Source organism: Pseudomonas sp. NPDC089396 (assembly GCF_044749545.1).
Lineage (GTDB): Bacteria > Pseudomonadota > Gammaproteobacteria > Pseudomonadales > Pseudomonadaceae > Aquipseudomonas.
The window spans coordinates 253008-276924 of sequence record NZ_JBIVIC010000006.1; the positions used below are offsets into that span (position 1 = coordinate 253008).

20 protein-coding genes are annotated in these 23917 nt (G+C 63.7%); 11 read left to right on the forward strand and 9 right to left on the reverse strand.

The genetic code is table 11. The features are described from left to right. Positions 1-101: 101 nt before the first annotated feature. Both ACIPZB_RS13615 and ACIPZB_RS13620 read right to left on the reverse strand, forming a co-directional pair. Entirely contained in the window at positions 102-1574 is a 1473-nt protein-coding gene (locus ACIPZB_RS13615; RefSeq protein WP_008097292.1) for an inorganic phosphate transporter, read from the reverse strand. A gap of 313 nt (positions 1575-1887) precedes the next feature. After that, positions 1888-2088, reverse strand: coding sequence for a hypothetical protein (locus tag ACIPZB_RS13620; protein ID WP_400640676.1), 201 nt, complete (start codon positions 2086-2088; stop codon positions 1888-1890). A gap of 267 nt (positions 2089-2355) precedes the next feature. Here ACIPZB_RS13620 and ACIPZB_RS13625 point away from each other — a divergent pair, with 267 nt between their 5' ends. The 10 genes from ACIPZB_RS13625 (at position 2356) to pcaC (ending at position 12206) form a co-directional block, all read left to right on the forward strand. Next, the gene (locus ACIPZB_RS13625; RefSeq protein WP_400640678.1) at positions 2356-2568 is read left to right on the forward strand and encodes a hypothetical protein; all 213 of its coding nucleotides are present in this window, start codon (positions 2356-2358) and stop codon (positions 2566-2568) included. After that, complete coding sequence (pcaR, locus tag ACIPZB_RS13630; protein WP_008097286.1) at positions 2543-3418, forward strand: pca regulon transcriptional regulator PcaR; 876 nt, start codon at positions 2543-2545, stop codon at positions 3416-3418. Before ACIPZB_RS13625 ends, pcaR begins: the two co-directional genes overlap by 26 nt. Positions 3419-3751: 333 nt before the next feature. Beyond that, complete coding sequence (locus tag ACIPZB_RS13635) at positions 3752-5095, forward strand: MFS transporter (protein ID WP_400640681.1); 1344 nt, start codon at positions 3752-3754, stop codon at positions 5093-5095. 220 nt (positions 5096-5315) lie between these two features. Next, complete coding sequence (locus ACIPZB_RS13640) at positions 5316-6176, forward strand: CoA transferase subunit A (RefSeq protein WP_400640683.1); 861 nt, start codon at positions 5316-5318, stop codon at positions 6174-6176. Continuing rightward, on the forward strand, positions 6173-6952 hold the full coding sequence (locus ACIPZB_RS13645) for a CoA-transferase subunit beta (RefSeq protein WP_008097280.1): 780 nt from the start codon (positions 6173-6175) through the stop codon (positions 6950-6952). Before ACIPZB_RS13640 ends, ACIPZB_RS13645 begins: the two co-directional genes overlap by 4 nt. Next, the gene (pcaF, locus tag ACIPZB_RS13650) at positions 6949-8154 is read left to right on the forward strand and encodes a 3-oxoadipyl-CoA thiolase (RefSeq protein ID WP_400640942.1); all 1206 of its coding nucleotides are present in this window, start codon (positions 6949-6951) and stop codon (positions 8152-8154) included. The genes ACIPZB_RS13645 and pcaF overlap by 4 nt, the downstream gene beginning before the upstream one ends. 188 nt (positions 8155-8342) lie before the next feature. Continuing rightward, positions 8343-9632, forward strand: a complete 1290-nt coding sequence (locus tag ACIPZB_RS13655) for an MFS family transporter (RefSeq protein ID WP_400640685.1) — start codon at positions 8343-8345, stop codon at positions 9630-9632. Between the two features lie 9 nt (positions 9633-9641). Further along, positions 9642-10994: a 3-carboxy-cis,cis-muconate cycloisomerase gene (locus ACIPZB_RS13660; RefSeq protein WP_008097274.1), complete on the forward strand. Its 1353-nt coding sequence runs from the start codon at positions 9642-9644 to the stop codon at positions 10992-10994. A gap of 11 nt (positions 10995-11005) precedes the next feature. Then, a complete protein-coding gene (pcaD, locus tag ACIPZB_RS13665) occupies positions 11006-11797 on the forward strand; it encodes a 3-oxoadipate enol-lactonase (RefSeq protein ID WP_400640688.1) in 792 nt (263 codons plus the stop codon). Positions 11798-11807: 10 nt separating this feature from the next. Then, positions 11808-12206 (forward strand): 4-carboxymuconolactone decarboxylase, encoded by a 399-nt coding sequence (pcaC, locus tag ACIPZB_RS13670; protein WP_400640689.1) that lies wholly within the window; start codon positions 11808-11810, stop codon positions 12204-12206. Between the two features lie 126 nt (positions 12207-12332). Here pcaC and ACIPZB_RS13675 read toward each other — a convergent pair whose 3' ends face one another. From ACIPZB_RS13675 to ttgA, 6 genes are all read right to left on the reverse strand, one after another. After that, positions 12333-12845 carry a DUF962 domain-containing protein gene (locus ACIPZB_RS13675; RefSeq protein WP_400640691.1) on the reverse strand — a complete coding sequence of 171 codons (513 nt, stop codon included), beginning with the start codon at positions 12843-12845 and terminating at the stop codon, positions 12333-12335. Between the two features lie 70 nt (positions 12846-12915). Further along, positions 12916-13839, reverse strand: coding sequence for a LysR family transcriptional regulator (locus ACIPZB_RS13680; protein WP_400640693.1), 924 nt, complete (start codon positions 13837-13839; stop codon positions 12916-12918). A gap of 149 nt (positions 13840-13988) precedes the next feature. Further along, on the reverse strand, positions 13989-15242 hold the full coding sequence (locus ACIPZB_RS13685) for an OprD family porin (RefSeq protein WP_400640695.1): 1254 nt from the start codon (positions 15240-15242) through the stop codon (positions 13989-13991). Positions 15243-15644: 402 nt separating this feature from the next. After that, the gene (locus tag ACIPZB_RS13690; RefSeq protein WP_400640697.1) at positions 15645-17099 is read right to left on the reverse strand and encodes an AdeC/AdeK/OprM family multidrug efflux complex outer membrane factor; all 1455 of its coding nucleotides are present in this window, start codon (positions 17097-17099) and stop codon (positions 15645-15647) included. Continuing rightward, positions 17096-20248, reverse strand: coding sequence for a multidrug efflux RND transporter permease subunit TtgB (ttgB, locus tag ACIPZB_RS13695; RefSeq protein ID WP_008097163.1), 3153 nt, complete (start codon positions 20246-20248; stop codon positions 17096-17098). The genes ACIPZB_RS13690 and ttgB overlap by 4 nt, the downstream gene beginning before the upstream one ends. Positions 20249-20251: 3 nt before the next feature. After that, on the reverse strand, positions 20252-21406 hold the full coding sequence (gene ttgA / locus ACIPZB_RS13700; protein WP_400640699.1) for a toluene efflux RND transporter periplasmic adaptor subunit TtgA: 1155 nt from the start codon (positions 21404-21406) through the stop codon (positions 20252-20254). 253 nt (positions 21407-21659) lie between these two features. On the opposite strand from ttgA, the gene ACIPZB_RS13705 reads away from it, so the two are divergent. Continuing rightward, the gene (locus ACIPZB_RS13705; protein ID WP_400640701.1) at positions 21660-22292 is read left to right on the forward strand and encodes a TetR family transcriptional regulator; all 633 of its coding nucleotides are present in this window, start codon (positions 21660-21662) and stop codon (positions 22290-22292) included. Between the two features lie 115 nt (positions 22293-22407). On the opposite strand, the gene ACIPZB_RS13710 is transcribed toward ACIPZB_RS13705, so the two are convergent. Continuing rightward, a complete protein-coding gene (locus tag ACIPZB_RS13710; RefSeq protein ID WP_400640703.1) occupies positions 22408-23859 on the reverse strand; it encodes an MDR family MFS transporter in 1452 nt (483 codons plus the stop codon). Positions 23860-23917 lie beyond the last annotated feature (58 nt).

A 23917-nucleotide genomic window follows, 5' to 3' on the forward strand; every position in this document is an offset into this window, starting at 1 on the left:
GCGGCGCCTTACCTGTGGGAGCCGGCTTGCCGGCGATAGGGCCAGTACAGACCCATGAAAAAGGCGCCTCGAAGGCGCCTTTTTCATTTCAGCTGTATCGCTCAGCTAATCGCCTTGGACGCCAGCCAGAACAGGCCAGCCGCCAGGCCGATGGTGGCTGGCAACGTCAGCACCCAAGCCAGCAGGATGGTTTTCACCGTGCCGCCTTGCAGGCCGCTCTTGTTGGCGACCATGGTGCCGGCAACGCCGGACGACAGCACGTGGGTGGTCGACACCGGCAGGGCGAACACGTTGGCCATGCCAATGGCGCACGCTGCGGTAATCTGCGCCGACATGCCCTGGGCATAGGTCATGCCCTGCTTGCCGATCTTCTCGCCAACGGTCAGTACCACACGCTTCCAGCCGACCATGGTGCCCAGGCCCAGGGCCAGGGCAACGGCCACGATGACCCAGAACGGGGCGTATTCGGTGGTGGCGGTGATGTCCTTGCGCAGTTTGTCCAGGTCAGCCTTTTCACGGGCGTTGAGGCTCGGCAGCTTGCCGACCTTCTTCGCGGTGTCATCCAGGCACAACAGGTAACGGCGAACTTCCACGCGCTTTTCAGCGCTCAGGGCGCGGTAGTCGGTCACACCTTGCAGCGAGGACTGCAGCGCGGCGATGGTCGGCTCGGTCTGCTGCGGGTTGCAGCTGAACTGCTCCGGCAAGTCGCTGGCCTGGGCCTTGCCCAGCGCCAGGAATTCGCCCAGGGTGGCGGCGTTGCGCTGGTAGAACTGGCTCAGGTGCGTGGTGGCGTCGCGGGTGCGCTCGATCTGGTAGGTGGTGCTGTTCAGGTCGAGTACGAACTTGGCCGGAACGATACCGATCAGTACCAGCATGATCAGGCCGATGCCTTTCTGGCCGTCGTTGGAGCCGTGAACGAAGCTCACACCCATGGCCGAAATGACCAGTACCAGACGGTTCCAGAACGGTGGATGCTTCTTGTCGTCGAGCTTGCGGCGCTGCTCCGGTGTCTTGTGCATCTTCGACAGCGGGCGCCACCATTTCAGGCCGAGCAGCACCAGGGCGGCGACAGCGAAGCCAGCCATGGGCGAAACCACCAGCGACATGGCGATGTCGATCGCCTTCTGCCAGTTGACGCCGTCACCCAGCGGAATGTCGTTGATCAGGGCATTGGCCAGGCCCACACCGAGGATCGAACCGATCAGGGTGTGCGAACTGGAAGCCGGAATGCCGAAGTACCAGGTTCCGAGGTTCCAGGTGATGGCGGCGGCGAGCAATGAGAAGACCATGGCCAGGCCGTGACCGGTGTTCACGTTGATCAGCAGTTCGACCGGCAGCAGGTGAACGATGGCATAGGCCACCCCGACACCGCCGAGCAGAACGCCAAGGAAGTTGAACACCCCGGAGAAGAACACGGCCAGGTGTGGCGGCATGGCTTTGGTATAGATGACGGTGGCTACCGCGTTGGCGGTGTCATGAAAGCCATTGATGAACTCGAATGCGAGCACGAAGGTCAAGGCGAGTAGCAGGCTCACCAATACCCAGGCATCCAGTCCGCTGAATAAATCGATCATGAAGGTTGTCTGGCGGTCATATGGGGGGCGGGATTATGCCAGAAAACCTTGGCAATCGATGCACCCACTGCAGACCAGTGGCAGCGTTGTGAGCGGCCTCTCACGGCCTGAGAAGACAGGCTTAAGCGTGATAAGTTCCGCTAAAAATCGCAAAATGTAGGGAATTTCGCTAATTTCCCGAAAATGACCATGGCCTTCAATGGTTCAAACGGTCGTATGAAATTTGTGTAATTCCATTTCATCCGACGCCAATCGGTAAAGATAGGCCGCGTCGAGGGCGCTTGGCCCACGACGCAATGACGCTGGCAGCGGTTCACGGTTCTTCGCTGCGCAGTTCCTTTTCCATTTTCTCCAGTTCCTGGCTGAACGCCTGATCCTGAACGGTGGCGCGTTTGCGCCAGGGTTTGCGTTCCGGGTCGGGTTGAGCTGCGTAGGTGGTGACTTCACCACCGTAAACTTCCTTGTAACGTTCAGCCTGGCGCTCGAGTTCCGCGCGCAGTTCATCTTTCGTCACAGTTATACCTGAATGCTTGAAAGTGCCGATGTTGTATGCAGGTGCTAGTTGCTCCATGCACTGAGTGTGCTGGATGGCCGATGTCGGTGCTTGCAGTGCCGGTGTATCGATCCGCGCCAGCAGAATCGATTATAGCAATCGATAAATCGACAAACAGGGTTATTTACCGACTGTGACATCGACTGTTGCAAGTTATCGGCTGTGCAAACTTTGAGCGAACAGAGGCCCGCAAAGTTCACTACTGTTTGGGGGCGTGCAGGGGAGGCAATGAAAAACGGCCTCGCACTGGGCGAGGCCGCTGCCTGGGACTTCTACGGTGGGTACCTGACCAGTCTCTCCAAAGAAGCCACAAAGTGGCTGGAGAAAGGTATAAGTAAATTTGTCAGCGGTCAATTGCGATTATCGGCCGTTCGTTCGATAATCGCACAAGCTAGCGATTTTTTTGAGGTGAGCGATGAGCGACCAAACCCCGTCCAATGAATCGGCCAACCCGGAGGCGTCCCGCCCGAGTTCGCCGGCATTGGCACCGCCGATCGTGGCCTCGCCGGCCAAGCGTATCCAGGCGTTTACCGGCGACCCGGACTTCATGACCTCCCTGGCGCGGGGGCTGGCCGTGATCCAGGCATTCCAGGAGCGCAAACGCCACCTGACGATCGCCCAGATCAGCCACCGTACCGAGATTCCCAGGGCCGCGGTGCGCCGTTGCCTGCATACGCTGATCAAGCTCGGCTACGCCACCACCGATGGCCGCACCTATTCGCTGCTGCCCAAGGTGCTGACCCTTGGCCATGCCTACTTGTCGTCGACGCCGCTGGCCGTGTCGGCCCAGCCGTACCTGGATCGCATCAGCGACCAACTGCACGAGGCCGCCAACATGGCCACCCTCGAAGGCGACGACATTCTTTATATAGCCCGTTCGGCCACGGTGGAGCGGCTGATCTCGGTCGACCTGTCGGTAGGCGGGCGGTTGCCGGCCTATTGCACGTCGATGGGGCGCATTCTGTTGGCGGCGATGGACGACACCAGCCTGCGCGAGTACCTCGACCGCGCCGACCTTAAGGCGCGCACCAGCCGCACCCTGCATGACGCCGAGTCGCTGTTCGCCTGCATTCAGCAGGTGCGGGCGCAGGGGTGGTGCGTGGTCGACCAGGAGCTGGAGCAGGGCTTGAGGTCCATCGCCGTGCCGATCTATGACGCCTCGGGGCAGGTGCTGGCGGCGCTGAATGTCAGCACCCATGTCGGGCGGGTCAGCCGCAGCGAGCTTGAGCAGCGGTTCCTGCCGATCCTGCTGGCAGCCAGCCGCGATCTTTGCCATCAGTTGTTTGGCTGACAGGCTGTATGCGCCCCAATCGCTGGCTTGCCAGCGATTGGGGCGCACAGCGCCCCCCTCTACACCGTTTCCTGTTCGATAAACGCACAGTGTCGTCCCCGGTCAATTGCACCCCCCTCATTCGCTGATTAATGTCTCTCGCAACGGTCGGCCTGGCCGACCGAACAAGAAAAACATAAAGAGGCGCACATTAATGATCACTGTCCCTTCGCTGCCGCGGCCGCACCCGCTCGCAGTGCTGTTGTTTCCAGGCTGATATCGGCTCGCACTTACTCGTACTTGACCCTGCACGCCCGCAGTGGCCCGACCGTGCCTAACTTCTGGATAACAACAATGAACAAACCCCACGCTGTCGGGCAATGCCTCGACGTACAGTCCTTCATCAATGAACAACCGCTGTCGCGCTATCAATGGCGCGTGGTGATCCTGTGTTTTCTGATCGTCTTTCTCGACGGCCTCGACACCGCCGCAATGGGCTTCATCGCCCCGGCGTTGTCGCAGGAATGGGGCATCGACCGCGCGAGCCTGGGCCCTGTGATGAGCGCCGCGCTGATCGGCATGGTGTTCGGTGCCTTGGGCTCGGGTCCGCTGGCTGATCGTTTTGGCCGCAAGGGCGTGCTGGTAGTGGCCGTGTTGGTGTTCGGTGGCTTCAGCCTGGCCTCGGCCTATGCCAGCAACGTCGACCAGCTGCTGGTATTGCGCTTCCTGACCGGCCTGGGCTTGGGGGCCGGTATGCCCAATGCCACCACGCTGCTTTCCGAGTACACCCCTGAACGCCTCAAGTCGCTGCTGGTCACCAGCATGTTCTGCGGCTTCAACCTGGGCATGGCCGGTGGTGGCTTCATTTCGGCCAAGATGATTCCGGCCTACGGCTGGCACAGCTTGTTGGTCGTCGGCGGAGTGCTGCCGCTGCTTTTGGCGGTGGTGCTGCTGGTCTGGCTGCCGGAATCGGCGCGCTTTCTGGTGGTGCGCAACCGCGGCACTGACAAGATCCGCAAGACCCTGGCGCCGATCGCCCCGGCAGTGGTGGCCCAGGCGTCCAGCTTCAGCGTGCCGGAACAGAAGGTCGTGGCGGCGCGCAACGTGTTCACGGTGATCTTCTCCGGCACTTACGGCCTGGGCACGCTGCTGCTGTGGCTGACCTACTTCATGGGCCTGGTGATCGTCTACCTGCTGACCAGCTGGCTGCCGACCCTGATGCGCGACAGTGGCGCGAGCATGGAGCAGGCCGCGTTTATCGGCGCGCTGTTCCAGTTCGGTGGCGTGCTCAGCGCGGTGGCGGTGGGTTGGGCCATGGACCGCTTCAACCCGCACAAGGTCATTGGCGTGTTCTACCTGCTGGCGGGCGTGTTCGCGTATGCGGTCGGGCAGAGCCTGGGCAACATCACCGTGCTTGCCACCCTGGTGCTGATCGCCGGCATGTGCGTGAACGGCGCGCAATCGGCCATGCCTTCGCTGGCGGCGCGTTTCTACCCCACCCAGGGGCGTGCCACAGGGGTGTCCTGGATGTTGGGCATCGGCCGCTTCGGCGCGATTCTGGGGGCCTGGAGTGGCGCGACATTGCTCGGTTTGGGCTGGAACTTCGAACAGGTGCTGACGGCTTTGCTGGTGCCTGCGGCGCTGGCGACGGTGGGTGTGATCGTGAAGGGGCTGGTGAGCCACGCCGACGCTACGTAGGCGATCGTACTGGCCTCATCGCCGGCAAGCCGGCTCCCACAAGGGCCCTCACAAGCTGCTCTTGTGGGAGCCGGCTTGCCGGCGATGAGGCCCGATCAGGCATAGGTAGGAAGGCATTAATCGGTTCGATAATCGCACGAATAGTCGATTATCGGATTGTAAGCCCCCACCGCTCTCCTTAATCTGAACGCAACGTAGCACCCTGACCAGGAGTCTCCAAATGGCTGCAATTCTCCCGCTTCACGAAGCCGTGAAGCAGTTCATCCAGGACGGCGATACCGTCGCCCTCGAAGGCTTCACCCACCTGATCCCGACCGCCGCCGGGCACGAGATCATCCGTCAGGGCAAGCGCGACCTGACCCTGGTGCGCATGACCCCGGACCTGATCTACGACCAACTGATCGGTGCCGGTTGCGCCCGCAAGCTGATCTTCTCGTGGGGCGGCAACCCCGGTGTCGGTTCGCTGCACCGCCTGCGTGATGCGGTCGAAAAGCAATGGCCACATGCGATCGAGATCGAAGAACACAGCCACGCCGACCTTGCCAACGCCTACGTCGCCGGTGCTTCCGGCCTGCCGTTCGCGGTGCTGCGTGCCTACGCCGGCTCCGACCTGCCGAAGGTCAACCCGCGGATCTTGAGCGTCACTTGCCCGTTCACCGGCGAAGTGCTCGCTGCCGTGCCGTCGGTACGCCCGGACGTCACCGTGATCCACGCACAGAAGGCCGACCGCAAAGGCAACGTGCTGCTGTGGGGCATCCTCGGCGTGCAGAAGGAAGCGGCCCTGGCGGCCAAGCGCTGCATCGTCACCGTCGAGGAAATTGTCGATGACTTGCAGGCGCCGATGAACGCCTGCGTCCTGCCGACCTGGGCCCTCAGCGCCGTGTGCCTGGTGCCCGGTGGCGCCCACCCGTCCTATGCCCACGGCTACTACGAGCGTGACAACCGCTTCTACCAGGATTGGGACCCGATCGCGCGCAACCGCGAATCGTTCACTGCCTGGATCGACACCTACATCCGTGGCACCGCCGACTTCAACGCATTCAAGGCCAAGCTGGCCAGCACCGCGGAGGCTGCACAATGAGCTACTCCACCTCTGAAATGATGACCGTTGCCGCTGCCCGCCGCCTGCGCAACGGCGCTGTCTGCTTCGTCGGCATCGGCCTGCCGTCCAAGGCCGCCAACCTGGCGCGCCTGACCTCGTCGCCTGATGTGGTGCTGATCTACGAGTCCGGCCCGATCGGTGCCAAGCCGAGCGTGCTGCCGCTGTCGATCGGTGATGGCGAGCTGGCCGAAACCGCCGACACCGTGGTGCCGACCGGCGAGATCTTCCGCTACTGGCTGCAAGGTGGCCGCATCGATGTCGGTTTCCTCGGCGCTGCCCAGGTCGACCGCTTCGGCAACATCAACACCACCGTGGTCGGTGACTACCACGCGCCGAGGACGCGCCTGCCGGGTGCCGGCGGCGCGCCGGAGATCGCCGGTTCCGCCAAGCAGGTGCTGATCATCCTCAAGCAGTCGCCACGTGCCTTCGTCGACAAGCTCGACTTCATCACCTCGGTCGGCCACGGTGAAGGCGGCGATTCGCGCAAGCGCCTCGGCCTGCCAGGCGAGGGGCCGGTCGGCATCATCACCGACCTGTGCATCATGGAGCCGGAAGCCGGCACCCACGAATTCGTCGTGACCTCGATCCACCCGGGCGTGACCCGCGAGCAGATCGTCGCCGCCACCGGTTGGGCGATCCGCTTTGCCGATGACGTGCAGACCACCAGCGCACCGACCGAAGTCGAGCTCGGCGCCCTGCGCGACCTCGAAGCCCGTACCGCCGTGGCCCATGGCCAGGTGGCAGGAGAAGCCTGATGCGCGACGTATTCATCTGTGACGCCATCCGCACCCCGATCGGCCGTTTCGGCGGCGCCCTGGCCGGGGTACGTGCCGACGACCTGGCGGCGGTCCCGCTGAAGGCGCTGATCGAACGCAACCCGACCGTGCAGTGGGAGCAGCTCGACGAAGTGTTCTTCGGCTGCGCCAACCAGGCCGGCGAAGACAACCGCAACGTGGCGCGCATGGCGCTGCTGCTGGCGGGCCTGCCGGAAAGCATCCCGGGGGTCACCCTCAACCGTCTGTGCGCTTCGGGCATGGATGCCATCGGCACCGCCTTCCGCGCCATTGCCAGTGGCGAAATGGAACTGGCCATTGCCGGTGGCGTCGAGTCCATGTCGCGCGCACCGTTCGTCATGGGCAAGGCCGAAAGTGGCTATTCGCGCAACATGAAGCTCGAGGACACGACCATTGGCTGGCGCTTCATCAACCCGCTGATGAAAAGCCAGTACGGCGTGGACGCGATGCCCGAGACCGCCGACAACGTCGCCGACGATTACCAGGTTTCCCGCGCCGACCAGGACGCTTTCGCCCTGCGCAGCCAGCAGAAGGCCGCAGCGGCCCAGGCTGCCGGTTTCTTTGCCGAAGAGATCGTGCCGGTGCGCATTGCCCACAAGAAGGGCGAGACCGTGGTCGAGCGCGATGAGCATCTGCGCCCGGAGACCACCCTCGAGGCGCTGAACAAGCTCAAGCCGGTCAACGGCCCGGACAAGACCGTCACCGCCGGCAACGCGTCGGGCGTCAACGACGGTGCCGCGGCGCTGATCCTGGCCTCGGCGGAGGCTGTGAAGAAGCACGGCCTGACCCCGCGTGCCCGGGTCCTGGGCATGGCCAGCGCGGGTGTGGCACCACGGGTCATGGGTATCGGCCCGGTACCGGCGGTGCGCAAGTTGACCGAGCGCCTGGGTGTGGCGGTCAGTGACTTTGATGTGATCGAGCTCAACGAAGCGTTCGCCAGCCAGGGTCTGGCAGTGCTGCGCGAGCTGGGTGTGGCCGATGATGCGCCGCAGGTGAACCCCAATGGCGGCGCGATTGCCCTGGGTCACCCGCTGGGCATGAGCGGTGCGCGCCTGGTGCTGACGGCGCTGCACCAGCTGGAGAAGAGCGGTGGGCGCAAAGGCCTGGCGACCATGTGTGTCGGGGTTGGCCAGGGGTTGGCGCTGGCCATCGAGCGGGTTTGATCTGTACCGGCCCTATCGCCGGCAAGCCGGCTCCCACAGGGAAAACCACGCCTATCCCTGTGGGAGCCGGCTTGCCGGCGATAGGGCCGGTAGCTACGACACAAGGCCAATTGCCAGCCTGCCAGCGGAACGAGTGTGTTACTAGGTATGTCTAGACTTACCCAGGACCCTCCAGGAGTAAAACCGTCATGACCTCAGCCTATTACACCGGCGAAGAACGCAGTAAGCGCATCTTCGCCATCGTCGGTGCCTCTTCAGGCAACCTGGTGGAATGGTTCGACTTCTACGTCTACGCCTTCTGCGCGATCTACTTCGCCCCGGCCTTCTTCCCCTCCGACGACCCCACCGTGCAGTTGCTCAACACTGCCGGGGTATTCGCCGCAGGCTTCCTGATGCGCCCCATCGGTGGCTGGATCTTCGGCCGCCTGGCCGACCGCCACGGACGCAAGAATTCCCTGATGATCTCGGTGCTGATGATGTGCGCAGGCTCCTTGATGATCGCCTGCCTGCCGACCTACGCCAGCATCGGCACCTGGGCGCCGGCGCTGCTGCTGCTGGCCCGCTTGATCCAGGGCCTGTCGGTCGGGGGCGAGTACGGCACCACCGCCACCTACATGAGTGAAGTGGCACTGCGCGGCCAGCGCGGTTTCTTCGCCTCGTTCCAGTACGTCACCCTGATCGGCGGCCAGTTGCTGGCGGTGCTGGTGGTGGTGATCCTGCAGCAGCTGCTCAGTGAAGACGAGCTACGTGCCTGGGGCTGGCGCATTCCGTTCGTGGTCGGTGCCATCGCCGCGCTGATCTCGCTGATGCTGCGCCGTTCGCTGCACGAGACCAGCAGCGCCGAAACCCGCAAGGACAAGGACGCCGGCTCGATCAAGGGCCTGTTCCGCCATCACACCGCCGCCTTCATCACCGTGCTCGGCTACACCGCCGGCGGTTCGCTGATTTTCTATACCTTCACTACCTACATGCAGAAGTACCTGGTCAATACCGCCGGCATGACCGCGAAGAACGCCAGCTACGTGATGACCGGCGCGCTGTTCCTGTTCATGGTCATGCAGCCGTTCTTCGGCATGCTGTCGGACCGCATCGGCCGGCGCAACTCGATGCTCTTGTTCGGCGCCTTGGGCACTCTGTTCACCGTGCCCTTGCTGATGGCGCTGAAGACCGTGAGCAGCCCGTTCATGGCCTTCGTGCTGGTGAGCCTGGCACTGTGCATCGTCAGTTTCTACACCTCGATCAGCGGCCTGGTGAAGGCCGAGATGTTCCCGCCGCAGGTGCGCGCGCTGGGCGTGGGTCTTGCCTATGCGGTGGCCAACGCGATGTTCGGCGGCTCGGCCGAGTACGTGGCCCTGGGCTTGAAAACCCTGGGCATGGAGAACACCTTCTACTGGTACGTGACGGCCATGATGGCGATCGCCTTCCTGTTCAGCCTGCGGCTGCCGAAACAAGCGGCGTACCTGCACCATGACGACTAAGGATGCTGCATGAGCAACCAACTGTTCGACGCCTACTTCACTGCCCCGGCCATGCGCGAGGTGTTCTCCGACCGCGGTCGCTTGCAGGGCATGCTCGACTTCGAGGCGGCCCTGGCCCGCGCCGAGGCCGGCGCCGGGCTGGTGCCACACACTGCGGTGGTGGCCATCGAGGCCGCCTGCCAGGCCGAGCGCTATGACGTCCGTGCACTGGCCGATGCCATCGCCACGGCGGGCAACTCGGCGATCCCGCTGGTCAAGGCGCTGGGCAAGGTGATCGCCAGCGGTGTGCCCGAAGCCGAGCGCTACGTGCACCTCGGCGCCACCAGCCAGGATGCCATGGACACCGGCCTGGTCCTGCAGTTGCGTGCGGCTCTGGAACTGATCGAAGCCGACCTCGCCAAGCTGAGCGATACCCTGGCGCAGCAGGCCCTGCAGCATGCCGACACGCCCCTGGTGGGCCGTACCTGGCTGCAGCACGCCACGCCGGTGACCCTGGGCATGAAGCTGGCGGGTGTGCTTGGCGCCCTCACGCGCCACCGCCAGCGGCTGCAGGAACTGCGCCCGCGTTTGCTGGTGCTGCAGTTCGGCGGTGCTTCCGGCAGCCTGGCCGCCTTGGGCAGCAAAGCCATGCCAGTTGCCGAAGCCTTGGCCGAACAGCTCAAGTTGAGCTTGCCCGAGCAGCCGTGGCACACCCAGCGTGACCGCCTGGTGGAGTTCGCCTCGGTGCTGGGCCTGATCGCCGGCAGCCTGGGCAAGTTCGGCCGCGATATCAGCCTGCTGATGCAGACCGAGGCGGGCGAGGTGTTCGAACCCTCCGCGCCGGGCAAGGGCGGTTCGTCGACCATGCCGCACAAGCGCAACCCGGTAGGGGCGGCGGTGCTGATCGGTGCCGCTACCCGCGTGCCGGGCCTGCTCTCGACCTTGTTCGCCGCCATGCCCCAGGAACATGAACGCAGCCTGGGGTTGTGGCACGCCGAGTGGGAGACGCTGCCAGACATCTGCTGCCTGGTGTCCGGTGCGCTGCGCCAGGCCCAGGTGATCGCCGAGGGCATGGAGGTGGACGCCGAACGCATGCGCCGCAACCTCGACCTGACCCAGGGCCTGGTCCTGGCCGAGGCGGTGAGCATCGTCCTGGCTCAACGTCTGGGCCGTGACCGCGCCCACCACCTGCTGGAGCAATGCTGCCAGCGCGCCGTCGCCGAGCAGCGGCACCTGCGTGCCGTGCTGGGTGACGAGCCGCAAGTCAGCGCCGAACTGTCGGCACAAGAACTCGACCGCCTGCTCGATCCTGCCCATTACCTCGGCCAGGCCCGCGTCTGGGTGGCGCGGGCGGTGGCCGAACATCAACGTTTCACTGCCTGAAGGAGACCGCTGTGGCGCAATTGCAACTGGCTGATGGCGTACTGAACTATCGAATCGACGGCCCGGATGATGCCCCGGTGCTGGTGCTGTCCAACTCGCTCGGTACTGACCTGGGGATGTGGGACAGCCAGATCCCGCTGTGGAGCGAGCACTTGCGTGTGCTGCGCTACGACACCCGTGGCCATGGCGCTTCGCTGGTGACCGATGGGCCCTACAGCATCGAGCAACTGGGGCGCGATGTGCTGGCCCTGCTCGACGCGCTGGATATCCGCCACGCGCACTTCGTCGGCCTGTCGATGGGCGGCCTGATCGGCCAGTGGCTGGGTATTCATGCCGGTGATCGCCTGCACAGCCTGACCCTGTGCAACACGGCGGCGAAGATCGCCAACGACGAGGTCTGGAATACCCGCATCGACACCGTGCTCAAGGGCGGCCAGCAGGCCATGGCCGATTTGCGCGACGCCTCCATCGCCCGCTGGTTCACCCCTGGTTTTGCCCAGGCCCAACCGGAGCAGGCGCAGCGTATCTGCCAGATGCTCGCGCAGACTTCCCCGCAGGGCTATGCCGCCAATTGCGCGGCGGTGCGCGACGCCGACTACCGTGAGCAACTGAGCCGTATCCAGGTGCCCACGTTGATCGTCGCCGGTACCGAAGACGTGGTGACCACGCCTGAGCATGGCCGCTTCATGCAAGCCAACATCGTCGGTGCCACCTATGCCGAGTTCCCGGCAGCGCACCTGTCCAACGTCGAAATCGGCGAGGCGTTCAGCCATCGCGTGCTCGACTTCCTGCTGGCCCGCTGAGGAGTCTGCCATGGACGAGAAACACCGTTACGACGCCGGCATGCAGGTACGCCGCGCGGTGCTCGGCGATGCCCATGTGGACCGCAGCCTGGAAAAGCTCAACGACTTCAATGGCGAGTTCCAGGAGATGATCACCCGCCATGCCTGGGGTGATATCTGGACCCGCCCCGGCTTGCCACGGCATACCCGCAGCCTGATCACCATCGCGATGCTGATCGGCATGAACCGCAATGATGAGCTCAAGCTGCATTTGCGCGCGGCAGCCAACAACGGCGTGACCCGCGACGAGATCAAGGAAGTGCTGATGCAGAGCGCGATCTATTGCGGGATTCCGGCGGCCAATGCCACCTTCCACCTGGCGGAATCGGTGTGGGATGAGTTGGGGGTCGAGTCGCGCCAGCAGCCCTGAGTTTCACGCAACCCTGTAGGAGCGGCCTTGTGTCGCGAAAGGGCTGCGCAGCAGCCCCAACAATCTTTGCGGCGAAGCTGAAGAACTGGGGCTGCTGCGCAGCCCTTTCGCGACACAAGGCCGCTCCTACAAAGAGCGCAGTGCCACGGGCCCGGCATTGGCCTCCACGGCACGCTTCAAATCCGGGCACAGCCCCAGCATGAACCCCGCCTCGGCCACCACGAACAACGGCCCGATGATCAACCCGCTGACATCGTCGACGAACGCCGGCTTGCGCCCTTCGTAATAGTGCCCGACGAACTGGATGATCCAGCCCACCACGAACGCCCCCAGCCCGGCACTGAGCCACAGCGCGGTACTTTGCATCGCCAGTACCTGGCCAACCCACAGGCACAGCCCCAGCAGCAGGCCCATGACCAGCCCGAAGCGCCGGTCCAGACGCAGGTAGAACCACACCGAAGCCGTTGCCGCGAGCAACGCGGGCGAGAGCCACATGCCTGCCACGTCCCAGCCGGGGCGCGACAGCAGCACGGTCACTGCCAGCACGATCAGCGGAATGCCGACGAAGTGGGTGGCGATGTTGCGCGGGTCGCGGTGGTAGGCCGCGTACTGGCTCAGGTGTTCGACGAGGGTTTTCATTGTTGTTCCTCCTTGGGCAGCCACTGACCCACTATTGCTGAGAATAGCCTGCAGCCGAACCATCATCAGTTCAGCGAATGGCAGCAGCTCGCATGGGCGCATCCAGCCCCACCAGGGTCTCGATCATCGCCCGCGCCGCCGGCGACAGGCGGTAGCCACTGCGGCTGACCACCCCGCAGCGAACACTCAGTACCTCCAGTGCTGGCGGCAGGTTGCGCCAGTGCAGGCGCACCAGACGCCCGGCGGCGAGGTCGTCGGCCACCGCCTCCTCGCTGGCGGTGCCGATAGCATCACTGGCCAGCACCACACTGCGCAGCACTGCCAGGTGTTCGGTCTGCAGGTGCGGGGTGAAGTCGCTGCGTCCGCTCAGGTTTGCCAGGCGCTTGCGCACGCCCGGGGTGAGCAGTGCGCTGGCCAGGGGGTAGGTGAACAGGTCGTTGGTCGAAAGGCTGTCCTTGTTCAGCAGGGGGTGGCCTGGGCGGCAGAAGAACAGGCCCGGACGCGGGCTGAGGGGCTCGGTGTGGAAGTTGGGGTCGGCTTCGAAAGGGCGGATATCGTCGACGAAGAATTCGATCTGCTCGCGGCGCAATGCCTGGCCGAGGCGTTCGCCATTGTCGACCAGCAGTGCGGTGCGGATTCCGGGGTGGCGGGCGATGAAAAGCTGCAGTGCCTCTGGCACCAGGCGCGCCGCCAGTGCCGGGCCGCTGCCGAAATGCAGCTCGCCGGCGTCGAGCTTGGTCATTTGCAGCACGTCGTTGCTTAGCTGCGCAGCGCCTTGCACCAGGCGGCGGGCGTGCTGCAGCACCACCAGGCCTTCGGGGGTAGGGGGCAGGGCTTTGCTGGCGCGGTCGACCAAGGGGCAGCCGAAGGTGTGTTCGAGGCCCTGAATGGCACGGCTGAAGGCTGGTTGGGTGATGCCCATGGCTTCGGCGGCGCGGACGAAACTGCGGTAGTCGTTGAGGGCGATGAAATAGCGCAGTTGGCGAAGGTCCATGTCGAAGCTCTGCGGCGGGGATCAGAGATCGATTTAAACGGTTACTTGATATGCCGTCAAAGAAGGTTATTGTATTTTGTTATGTACTTTGGTTATTTATTGATCCTGCGGCCGCTTCGCGGGACAAGCCCGCGAAGAGGCCCGTGGCTTCACAGCAGATTCAACGGATAACTCACAATCAACCGGTTCTCATCGAACGAATTGGTGCTGAAGTCCCGCCGCATGGTCGAGTTGCGCCATTTCACCGACAAGTCCTTGAATGACCCCGACTGCACCACATATGCAAGCTCGGTCTCGCGCGCCCACTCCTTGCCATCATCGACACCCCCCGCCGTCACATTGTCGCCCTTGATGTAGCGGTTCATCAGGGTCAGCCCAGGGATGCCGACACTGACGAAGTTGAAGTCATGGCGCACCTGCCAGGAGCGTTCCTTGGCATTGTCGAAGCTGGAGTTGTAACTGTCGTTGGCCAGGGTACCGCCGCTGGTTCCGTTGACCCGCAACCAGGCGTCGTCGCCGCTGACTTTCTGCAGGCCGACATAGAAGGTGTTGCCTTTGTAGCGTGCAGAGAGCATCGCCGAGGCCGTGCGGTTGTCCAGTTGCCCGGCGCGCTCGGCGCCGTCTTCCTTGCCGATGAAGTAACCCAGGTTGGCGCCCAGGGTCCATTCACCCAGTGGCTGGCTGTGCACCAGGTTGAGGTACTGCTGGCGATAGATGTCCTTGAGCTGGGCGTCCCACAGGCCGATCAGCGTGCGCTTTTCGTTGAACGTGTATTCACCGCCGCCGAAGTTGAAGCGGTCGGAGGTGAAGGCTGCGCGGCCGTTGAGCGACATGTCTTCCATGCTGGCGTCGTTGCGCGGGCTGTTGCCGCGGAACTGGCCGGCGTACAGGGTCAGGCCATCGATCTCCTTCGAGGTGAGCTGGCCGCCACGGAAGGTCTGTGGCAGCGAGCGGCCATCGTCCGAGCGCAGGATGGGCAGCACCGGCATCCACTCGCCAACCTTCAGTTCGGTCTCGGACAGTTTGGCCTTCAAGGCCACGCCAAGGCGGCCGAAGTCGTCGGCCGGGCGGCCGTCGTCATGTACCGGCAGCAGGTGGGTATTGGTGGTGCCTTTGCCACCGTCGAGCTTGACCGAGTACAGGCCCAGCACGTCGACACCAAAGCCGACGGTGCCCTGGGTGAAGCCCGAGCGCGCATCGAGGATGAAGCTCTGGGTCCATTCCTCGCCCTTGGCCTGGGGGGGGGCCGGGTCGACGAAGTTGCGGTTGATGTAGAAGTTGCGCAGGTTGAGGCTGGCCTTGGCGTCCTCCATGAAACCGCCTTCGGCGGCGAACACGGGGAGGGCGCAGGACATGGCCAACAGGCCGGGCAGCAGCTGGCGTGCGGGTTGCAGAGTGCTCATCGGTGGTGGATCTCTTGTTTTTATTGGCGAGCCGGTACGCTGCAGGGTGCGGGCCTGCAGGGGCGGGGCTGTTTGATGAACCAGTGCAACGTTGCGTGAGGGATGGTGCGGGGAGGGGCGGGGATGAGGCAATTCGTCGCAAGCGGAACGGGGCGATAATCGAACGGAATGTTCCAGTTGGTTAATTGTGGGGAGGGCAATGATATCCCTGTGGGAGCCGGCTTGCCGGCGATGAGGCCGGGGCAGGCAGACCTGGATAGTCTGTCAGGGCCCTATCGCCGGCAAGCCGGCTCCCACAGGGATCGTAGAAAATTTGCATCTTGAGCGAGCCAGAAGCTGTTTCAGACAGCTGAAAACAAAAAGCCCACCGCGAGGGTGGGCTTGATGCTGCAGCAAAAAGCATCAGCTCTTCGGTGTATCCACCGAAGCCTGCTGATTGGCCTGCCCGGTCTGCTCGTACCAACCACCGCCGAGCGCCTTGTACAGGTTGACCTCGCTGGTCAGTTGCGCCAGGCGATCGCTGATCAGCGCCTGCTGGGCACTGAACAGGTTGCGCTGGGCGTCGAGGAAGGTCAGGTTGCTGTCGATGCCGATGCGGTAGCGACGTTCAGCCAGGCGGTAGTAATCCTGGTTCGCCTGCACCAGGTCGCGTTGCGCCTGCAGCTGCTCTTCGAAGGTCTTGCGCGCCGCCAGGCCATCGGAGACTTCCTGGAAGGCAGTCTGGATGGTCTTTTCGTACTTGGCGACGTTGATGTCCTTCTGGATCTTCGAGTAGTCCAGGCTGGCCTTCAGGCTGCCGGCGTTGAAGATCGGCAGGTTGATCTGCGGCTGGAACAGCCAGGTACCTTGCCCGCCCGAGAACAGGTGACCCATGTCCGGGCTCAGGCTACCGGCGTTGGCCGTCAGGCTGATGCTCGGGAAGAACGCAGCGCGAGCCGCGCCGATGTTGGCATTGGCGGCCTTGAGCAGGTGCTCGGCTTCCTGGATGTCCGGGCGGCGCTGCAGAATGTCCGACGGCAGGCCGGCCGGTACTTCGGCCAGTTGGTCGGCATTGAGCTCCAGCGGCGTGGCCAGGTTGGCGGGGAGGCTGGTGCCGATCAGCACGGCCAGGCTGTTGACGTCCTGGGCGACCAGGCGCTGGTACTGCGAGTACTTGACCCGAGCGCCTTCCACGGCAGTGCGTGCCTGACTGACGTCGAGCGCCGAGGCCACGCCGACTTCGTTGCTGCGGCGGGTCAGGTTGTAGCTTTCCACGTAGGTCTTGAGGGTTTCCTCGGTCAGGCGGAACAGCGCCTGGTCGGCCTGCCAGGTGTAGTAGGCGTTGGCCACGCTGGACACCAGGGCGATCTGCGTGGAGCGGCGTGCCTGCTCGCTGGACAGGTAGGTTTCCAGGGCTTGCTCGGTCAGGCTGCGCACCCGGCCGAACAGGTCCAGCTCATAGGCACTGACGCCCAGCGTGGCCGAATACTGGCTGGTGATGCCGGACTCGCCGGTTTGCGACATGTTGCCCGGAACCCGTTGGCGGCTGCCGCTGACGTCGGCCGAAACGGCCGGGAACAGGTCGGCACGCTGGATGCGGTACTGGGCGCGGTAGGCGTCGAGGTTCAGCGCCGCGACACGCAGGTCGCGGTTGTTGACCAGCGAGGTCTGGATCAGCTGCTGCAGCGCCGGGTCGTGGAAGAACTGGCGCCAGCCCTGCTCGGCGGCGGCCACGTCGGCCGACTGGGTCGGCGAGTACGCAGGGCCTTGCGGCCACTGCGCAGCCACCGGCGCTTCCGGGGTCTGGTAGTCGGGTATCAGCGAGCAGCCGCCCAGAATGAAAGCGGTTACCGCCAGGGACAACAAAGACTTGGTCATTGCCCAGCCTCATAACGTGGAGTTTCAGGGGTGGCGTCCGCATCCGGCTCTTTGCTGCCGAACAGTGACGACACAGCGACGAAGAATAGCGGTACCCAGAAGATCGCCAACACGGTGGCGCTGATCATGCCGCCGATCACACCGGTGCCGATGGCGTGCTGGCTACCGGCGCCCGCGCCGCTGGCAATGGTCAACGGTACCACGCCGAGAATGAACGCCAGCGAGGTCATGATGATCGGGCGCAGACGCATGCGGCACGCCTCGATCGCCGCGTCATACAGGCTGCGGCCCTGTTCGTGCAGTTCCTTGGCGAATTCGACGATCAGGATCGCGTTCTTCGCCGCCAGGCCGATGGTGGTCAACAGGCCGACCAGGAAGTACACGTCGTTGGACAACCCGCGCAGGCTGGTGGCGGCCAGTGCACCGATGATACCCAGGGGTACCACCAGCACGACCGCGATCGGGATCGACCAGCTTTCGTACAGGGCTGCCAGGCAGAGGAACACGAACAGTACCGAGAGGGCGAACAGTGCCGGCATCTGCGAGCCGGAGAGTTTTTCCTCGTAGGACATGCCGGTCCAGGAGAAGCCGATGCCGTCAGGCAGCTCGCCTGCGATGCGTTCCACTTCGGCCATGGCCTCACCGGTACTGTAGCCCGGCGCTGGTGCTCCAAGGATTTCCATGGCCTCGACGCCGTTGTAGCGGGACAGCTTCGGCGAGCCGTAGCTCCACTCACCCTTGGCGAAGGAGGAGAACGGCACCATTTCGCCCGCACCGTTGCGCACGTACCACTTCTGCAGGTCTTCCGGGCTCATGCGAGCGTTCGGTTCGCCCTGGATGTACACCTTCTTGACCCGACCGCGGTCGATGAAGTCGTTGACGTAGCTGGCACCGAGGGCGATCGACAGGGTGTTGTTGATGTCGGCGATGGTCACGCCCAGGGCACTGGCACGTTCGTCATCGATGGTCAGCTGGTACTGCGGCTCATCGTTCAGGCCGTTCGGGCGCACGGCGCTGAGCACCTTGCTCTGCGCGGCCTTGGCCAGGAACTGGTTGCGCGCTTCCATGAGTTTTTCATGGCCGACACCGCCGCGGTCCTGGAGGAACACGTCGAAGCCGGTAGCGTTACCCAGTTCGAGTACCGCAGGCGGGGCGAAGGCGAACACCATCGCATCGCGGAAGGTGAAGAAGTGCTGCTGGGCACGCTGGGCCAGGGCGAACACGCTGTTCTCCTTGGAGCGCTCATCCCATGGCTTGAGCATGATGAACGCCATGCCCGAGCTCTGGCCGCGACCGGCGAAGTTGAAGCCGTTGACGGTGAACACCGAGGCAACGGTATCGGCTTCGTCCGTGAGCAGGTATTCGCGCATCTGGTCGACGACCACCTGGGTACGCTCGGCACTGGAACCGGCCGGGGTCTGTACCTGGGCGAACAGTACGCCCTGGTCTTCCTCGGGCAGGAACGCCGTAGGGATGCGGGCGAACAGCCAGATCATGCCGACCACGATCAGGGCATAGGCGAGCAGGAACGGCACCTTGTTGCGCAGGATGGTACCGACGCTGCGCTCGTAGCCTTCCACGCTGCGGTCGAAGTTACGGTTGAACCAGCCAAAGAAGCCGCGCTTGGCCACATGGTGCTCACCCTTCTTCACCGGCTTGAGCATGGTCGCGCACAGCGCCGGGGTGAAGATCAGGGCCACCAGCACCGACAGGCCCATGGCCGAAACGATGGTGATGGAGAACTGCCGGTAGATCACACCGGTGGAACCGCCGAAGAAGGCCATCGGCAGCAGTACCGCCGACAGTACCAGGGCGATACCCACCAGGGCGCCCTGGATCTGCTCCATGGAACGCTTGGTCGCCTCCTTGGGCGGCAAGCCTTCCTCGGACATCACCCGCTCGACGTTCTCCACCACGACGATGGCGTCGTCCACCAGCAAGCCGATGGCCAGGACCATGGCGAACATGGTCAGGGTGTTGATGCTGAAGCCGGCCGCAGCGAGGATACCGAACGTACCCAGCAACACCACCGGAACGGTCATGGTGGTGATGACGGTGGCACGGAAGTTCTGCAGGAACAGGTACATCACCAGGAACACCAGAACCACGGCTTCGATCAGGGTGTGGATTACCCCGCTGATCGATTCGGTGACCACTGGCGTGGTGTCATACGGGAACACCGCTTTCACACCCGGCGGGAAGAACGGCTCCAGGTCGTTGACGGTCTTGCGCAGTGCCCTGGCCGTGTCGAGGGCGTTGGCACCGGTGGCCAGCTTGACCGCCAGGCCCGAGGCCGGCTTGCCGTTGAACTGGGCGCTGACGGAGTAGTTCTCGCCACCCAGACCAACCTGGGCCACATCGCTCAGGCGTACTTGCGAGCCGTCCTTGTTGACCTTGAGCAGGATCTTCTCGAACTGCTCGGCGGTCTGCAGGCGGGTCTTGCCGATGATGGTGGCGTTGAGCTGGGTGCCGGGCAAGGCAGGCAGGCCGCCGAGCTGGCCGGAGGACACCTGCACGTTCTGCGCGGCAACCGCGGTCTTGACGTCGACTGGGGTCAGCTGGAACTTGTTCAGCTTGGCCGGATCCAGCCAGATACGCATGGCGTACTGCGCACCGAACACCTGGAAGTCACCGACACCGGCAGTACGCGAGATCGGGTCCTGCATGTTGGAGACGATGTAGTTGGCCAGGTCGTCCTTGGTCATGCTGCCGTCTTCGGACACCAGGCCGATCACCAGCAGGAAGTTCTTCACTGCCTTGGTGACACGGATACCTTGCTGCTGCACTTCCTGCGGCAGCAGCGGGGTGGCCAGGTTCAGCTTGTTCTGCACCTGGACCTGCGCAGTATCAGGGTTGGTGCCCTGCTCGAAGGTGGCGGTAATGGTCATGCTGCCGTCGGAGTTGCTCTCCGAAGACACATAACGCAGGTTGTCGATACCGTTGAGCTGCTGCTCGATGACCTGCACCACAGTGTCCTGCACGGTTTGCGCCGAAGCGCCCGGGTAGGTCACGGAGATGGCGATGGCCGGTGGGGCGATGCTCGGATACTGGTTGACCGGCAACTTCAGGATCGACAAGGCGCCGACCAGCATGATCACCAAGGCGATCACCCAGGCGAAGATCGGGCGATCGATAAAGAACTTCGACATGGTTTACTCCGCTTTGGCGTCTGCTTTGGCCGCGTTGGCCTGATCAGCGCCGGCCGGCTTCTTGACGTTGGTGGCATCGCTGACCTTGACCTCGACACCTGGGCGCACGTACTGCAGGCCTTCGGTGATCAGGCGGTCGCCTGGGTTGAGGCCTTCCTCGATCAGCCAGTCGCTGCCAAGGGTGCGGCTGGCCTTGAGCTGGCGCAGTTCGACCTTGTTCTCCTGGTTGACCACCATCGCGGTAGGGGCGCCTTTGAGGTCACGGGTCACGCCCTGCTGTGGGGCAAGGATGGCGTTGCTGTTGACCCCGGCCTTGAGTCGCGCATGCACGAACATGCCCGGCAGAAGCGTGTGCTCGGGGTTGGGGAAGATGGCGCGCAGGGTGACGGAACCGGTGGTCTCGTCGACCGCGACTTCCGAGAACTCCAGGCGGCCTTCCTGCCTGAACAGGCTGCCGTCTTCCAGCACCAGCTGTACCGACGCTGCGTTGTTGCCGGCCTTCTGCAGTTGGCCACTTTCCAGGTCACGGCGCAGCTTGAGCAGCTCGGCGGTGGACTGGGTGACATCGACGTAGATCGGGTCGAGCTGCTGAATGGTGGCCATGGCGTTGGTTTGGCCGTTGCTCACCAGCGCACCTTCGGTGAACGAGGAACGGCCGATACGACCGCTGATCGGCGCCAGCACCTTGGTGTAGCGCAGGTCGATTTGCGCGCTCTTGAGCGAAGCCTCGGCCTGCAATCGTTTGGCATTGGCGTCGTCGTATTCCTGCTTGGAGACAGCTTGCTCGTCGATCAGCTGCTTGTAGCGTTCGGCCAGAGAGCGGGTCGCTTGCAGGTTGGCCTGGGCGTTAGCCAGGTTGGCCTCGTACACCGCGGGATCGATCTGGTACAGCTGCTGGCCTTCCTTGACCTCGCTGCCTTCCTTGAACAGGCGCTTGAGAATGATGCCATTGACCTGTGGCCGCACTTCGGCGACGCGGTAGGCACTGGTGCGCCCCGGCAGTTCCGAGGTCAGGGTGAAGGATTGTGGTTGCAGGGTGACGACGCCGACCAGAGGAGCCTGCGCTGCGGGCGCGGCTTCTTCTTTCTTGCAGCCACTTAGCAGGGTTGCCAGGGCGACGGCGGAAACCAGAGCGGTAACGGCTGGCTTGAATTGCATGAGGATCCTCGGGTCGCTAGAGCAGGGAAACGCTCAAGAGTAATGGATGAGTCTTGTCGGAAAGAAACTATCCGGTGGATAAGTAGCTTACTAACGAATATACTTACATTCACGGTTGTTTGTAAATAGCGCTGGGTGGTAGCCAACGACTACCTCAGCCTTCGATTAGCCCATCCGGCAGGCACCCTGCAGAAGTGCCACCGGCGGATTTCCCGCAGGCGCTGCATGCGGGCCCAGATGAGGTCGTACTGCCATGGTCCGTCGAACCAAAGAAGAAGCCCAGGAGACGCGCGTCCAAATTATCGAGGCCGCCGAAAGGGCCTTCTACAACCGTGGGGTCGCGCGCACCACACTGGCCGAAATCGCCGAACTGGCGGGCGTTACCCGCGGGGCTATCTACTGGCACTTCAGCAACAAGGCCGAGCTGGTGCAGGCCTTGCTCGACAGCTTGCACGAAACCCATGACCACCTGGCGCGCGCCAGTGAAAGCGAGGACGAACTGGATCCGCTTGGCTGCATGCGCAAACTGCTGCTGCAGGTGTTCAACGAGCTGGTGCTCGACGCCCGAACCCGGCGTATCAACGAAATCCTGCATCACAAGTGCGAGTTCACCGACGACATGTGTGAAATTCGCCAGCAGCGCCAGGGGGCGGTGCTGGACTGCCACGAGAGCATTACCTTGGCGCTGGCCAATGCCGTGCGCCGTGAGCAGTTGCCTGCCGAGCTCGACGTGGAGCGCGCCGCGGTAACCTTGTTTGCCTATGTAGATGGTCTGATCGGGCGCTGGTTGCTGCTACCGGACAGCTTCGACCTGCAGGGCGATGCCGAACAATGGGTCGACACCGGGCTGGATATGCTGCGCTTGAGCCCTGCGCTGCGCAAATGACACTTTGTTAAGGATTGTGAGGAAGTGTTTCCCTTATTTATTAAGTAGGCATTAAAGCCGGCTCCTGTGGGAGCCGGCTTGCCGGCGATTGGCGCGCAACGCGCCCCCAAGAATCTTACCGCCCCCGCAACTGCCGGTCTGGCAACGCCAAGGCTGCCAACAACCCCACCAAGGCCACTGCAGCGCTGCCCATCAGCAGATGACGGAACGTTTCCAGCAGCCGAGCCTGCATCGCAGGCTCCGGCTGACCCGCCTGCAAACTCCCCAGCAACGGGTTACCCAGCACTTCAAACCCACCCTGATGCAGCAGTGCCAGCAGCAGACTGGACATACAGGCCACGCCCATGGCCCCGCCGAGCGAGCGGAACAGGTTGGTGGTGCTGGTGGCCACCCCGATGTCCTTGATGTCCACTGCGCTTTGCGTGCCCACCAATGAAGTCGGGAACTGCAAGCCACAGGCGATACCGGTCAGCAGCATGAATACGGCGCTGAGCAGTTCAGACTGCGGTGGCGTGATGGCCATGGCGAAGATGGCTACCGGCATCAACACGGCGCCAGCGACGATCTGCGGCTTGTAGCGTCCGGTGAAACTGGTCATGCGCCCGCCGGTGAAGGCGCCTATGGGCAACCCCATGGCCAGCGGCAGCAAGTGCAGCGCGGCGCTGTCGGCACCGGCGCCGGTAATGCCCTGGAAGCGCAGGGGCATCAGCATGGTCAATGAGATCGACTGGAAGCTGGCGAAGAAAATCACCCCCCAGCACAGCACGGCAACCCGGTTGCCGAACAGTTCGAGCGGCAGCAATGGCTCCTGGCAGCGACGTTCATGGCTGATGAACAACAGCAGGCCAATCCCGGCGCAGCTGAACAGCGCCAGCACCGGCGCCGCGTTCCACGCCTGGCCCTGGCCGACCAGCGTGATGCCCAGCAGCAGGCTGCCTAGGCCGATGATCAGCAACAGGGCGCCCACATAGTCGACCTTGGCGTTTCGGCGCTGCGCCGGCATCCCGGCCAGGGCCCGACGAATGGCCCACAAGGCGACCAGCCCCAGTGGCAGGTTGATCCAGAATACCCAGCGCCAGGACAGGTACTCGGTCAGCCAGCCGCCAAGCACCGGCCCGGCCACGCTGGCCACGGCGTACATGCTGCTGAAATAGCCCTGGTAGCGGCCACGTTCGCGCGGCGGCACGAACTCGCCGATGATCGCCTGGCTCACCGACACCATGCCGCCCGCGCCAATGCCTTGCAGCACCCGCGCCAGTACCAGCTGCTGCATGTCCTGGGCCAGTGCGCAGGCGATCGAAGCCAGGGTGAACAGGCCGATGCCGGTGAGGATCATGCGTCGCCGACCATACAGGTCACCCAGCTTGCCGTAGATCGGCACGGCCACGGTCATCGCCACCATGTAGCCGGAAATCACCCACGCCAGCAGGCCGACATCGTTGAACTGGGCCGAGATGGCGGGCAATGAGACGGCGACGATGGTCTGATCGAGGGCGCCAAGGAAGATCGCCAGCATCAAGGCGGTAAGGACGTTGCGCAGGACGGTGGGGGGGAGGGCGGCGGTCACGAGGCTTACCTTGGCTGGGCGGGCGCGATTGGCAAGGATTGTAACCTGACTTAGGTAG